We start from the raw sequence: 2809 nt of genomic DNA on the forward strand, positions 1-2809 counted from the left end.
TTGAGGCGAACCGGGTGAACTGAAACATCTCAGTAGCTCGAGGAAAAGACATCAACCGAGATTCCGAAAGTAGTGGCGAGCGAAATCGGAGGAGCCTTCTAGTGATAGTCGATGGGTTAGCAAAGCGGCATGGAAAGGCCGGCCATAGTGGGTGATAGCCCCGTATGCGAAAACCGATCGGTGGTACTAGGCTAGAGACAAGTAGGGCGGGACACGTGAAATCCTGTCTGAACATGGGGGGACCATCCTCCAAGGCTAAATACTCATCATCGACCGATAGTGAACCAGTACCGTGAGGGAAAGGCGAAAAGAACCCCGGGAGGGGAGTGAAATAGATCCTGAAACCGCATGCTTACAAAAAGTAGGAGCCCGCAAGGGTGACTGCGTACCTTTTGTATAATGGGTCAGCGACTTACATTCAGTGGCGAGCTTAACCGAGTAGGGGAGGCGCAGGGAAACCGAGTCCGAACAGGGCGAATTAGTCGCTGGGTGTAGACCCGAAACCAAGTGATCTATCCATGGCCAGGATGAAGGTGCTGTAACAGGTACTGGAGGTCCGAACCGACTGGTGTTGCAAAACTAGCGGATGAGCTGTGGATAGGGGTGAAAGGCTAAACAAACTTGGAAATAGCTGGTTCTCTCCGAAAACTATTTAGGTAGTGCCTCGCGTATTACCTTCGGGGGTAGAGCACTGTTTTGGCTAGGGGGTCATGGCGACTTACCAAACCAAGGCAAACTCCGAATACCGAAGAGTACAGCGCGGGAGACAGAGCACCGGGTGCTAACGTCCGGACTCAAGAGGGAAACAACCCAGACCGCCAGCTAAGGTCCCTAAAATTGGCTAAGTGGGAAACGAAGTGGGAAGGCTAAGACAGTCAGGATGTTGGCTTAGAAGCAGCCATCATTTAAAGAAAGCGTAATAGCTCACTGATCGAGTCGTCCTGCGCGGAAGATGTAACGGGGCTCAAGCCAGTTACCGAAGCTGCGGATGCACAGTTTTGCTGTGCGTGGTAGGAGAGCGTTGTGTAAGCCTGTGAAGGCAGCTCGGGAGGGCTGCTGGAGGTATCACAAGTGCGAATGCTGACATGAGTAGCGTTAAAGCGGGTGAAAAGCCCGCTCGCCGTAAGCGCAAGGTTTCCTACGCAACGTTCATCGGCGTAGGGTGAGTCGGCCCCTAAGGCGAGGCAGAGATGCGTAGCTGATGGGAAACGGGTCAATATTCCCGTACCGATCAATAGTGCGATGTGGGGACGGAGAAGGTTAGCTCAGCCACCTGTTGGAATAGGTGGTTCAAGCCTGTAGTCGTGGTCCTTAGGCAAATCCGGGGATCTGAGATGAGGGGTGATAACGAGGCAGCTTGCTGCCGAAGTGAGTGATACCCTGCTTCCAGGAAAAGCCACTAAGCTTCAGCTATTGACGACCGTACCGCAAACCGACACTGGTGCGCGAGATGAGTATTCTAAGGCGCTTGAGAGAACTCAGGAGAAGGAACTCGGCAAATTGATACCGTAACTTCGGGAGAAGGTATGCCGCAAGTAGGTGAACCTGTACAGGGGGAGCCCAAAGCGGTTGCAATGAATCGGTGGCTGCGACTGTTTAATAAAAACACAGCACTCTGCAAACACGAAAGTGGACGTATAGGGTGTGACGCCTGCCCGGTGCTGGAAGATTAAATGATGGGGTGCAAGCTCTTGATTGAAGTCCCAGTAAACGGCGGCCGTAACTATAACGGTCCTAAGGTAGCGAAATTCCTTGTCGGGTAAGTTCCGACCTGCACGAATGGCGTAACGATGGCCACGCTGTCTCCTCCTGAGACTCAGCGAAGTTGAAATGTTTGTGATGATGCAATCTCCCCGCGGAAAGACGGAAAGACCCCATGAACCTTTACTGTAGCTTTGTATTGGACTTTGAACGGATCTGTGTAGCATAGGTGGGAGGCTTTGAAGGGCAGACGCTAGTTTGCCTGGAGCCGACGTTGAAATACCACCCTGGTGCGTTTGAGGTTCTAACCCAGGTCCCTTATCGGGATCGGGGACAGTGCATGGTAGGCAGTTTGACTGGGGCGGTCTCCTCCTAAAGCGTAACGGAGGAGTTCGAAGGTACGCTAGCTACGGTCGGACATCGTGGCGATAGTGCAATGGCATAAGCGTGCTTAACTGCGAGACTGACAAGTCGAGCAGATGCGAAAGCAGGACATAGTGATCCGGTGGTTCTGTATGGAAGGGCCATCGCTCAACGGATAAAAGGTACTCTGGGGATAACAGGCTGATACCGCCCAAGAGTTCATATCGACGGCGGTGTTTGGCACCTCGATGTCGGCTCATCTCATCCTGGGGCTGTAGTCGGTCCCAAGGGTATGGCTGTTCGCCATTTAAAGAGGTACGTGAGCTGGGTTTAAAACGTCGTGAGACAGTTTGGTCCCTATCTTCCGTGGGCGCTGCAGATTTGAGAGAGCCTGCTCCTAGTACGAGAGGACCGGAGTGGACACACCTCTGGTGTATCGGTTGTCACGCCAGTGGCACCGCCGAGTAGCTAAGTGTGGAAGAGATAACCGCTGAAAGCATCTAAGCGGGAAACTCGTCTCAAGATGAGATCTGCCGGGGCCTTGAGCCCCCTGAAGGGTCGTTGTAGACCACGACGTTGATAGGCTGGGTGTGTAAGTGCAGCAATGCATGAAGCTAACCAGTACTAATTGCCCGTGAGGCTTGACCCTATAACCTTGACTGCAAAAAAAAGCACGACAGGACACAACACCAAAACCATGCAAGCAAACAACATATGCCTGCTGGCGCAATCAAACACCCCCCCC

1 rRNA gene is annotated in these 2809 nt (G+C 52.9%); it reads left to right on the forward strand.

The window, feature by feature from the left end:
* A 23S ribosomal RNA gene (locus A612_RS00690) occupies positions 1-2713 on the forward strand; the annotation flags it as partial.
* Between the last annotated feature and the right edge of the window lie 96 nt (positions 2714-2809).

The sequence above is a fragment of the Melaminivora alkalimesophila genome (assembly GCF_000282995.1).
In the GTDB taxonomy this organism is placed as follows: domain Bacteria; phylum Pseudomonadota; class Gammaproteobacteria; order Burkholderiales; family Burkholderiaceae_C; genus Melaminivora; species Melaminivora alkalimesophila.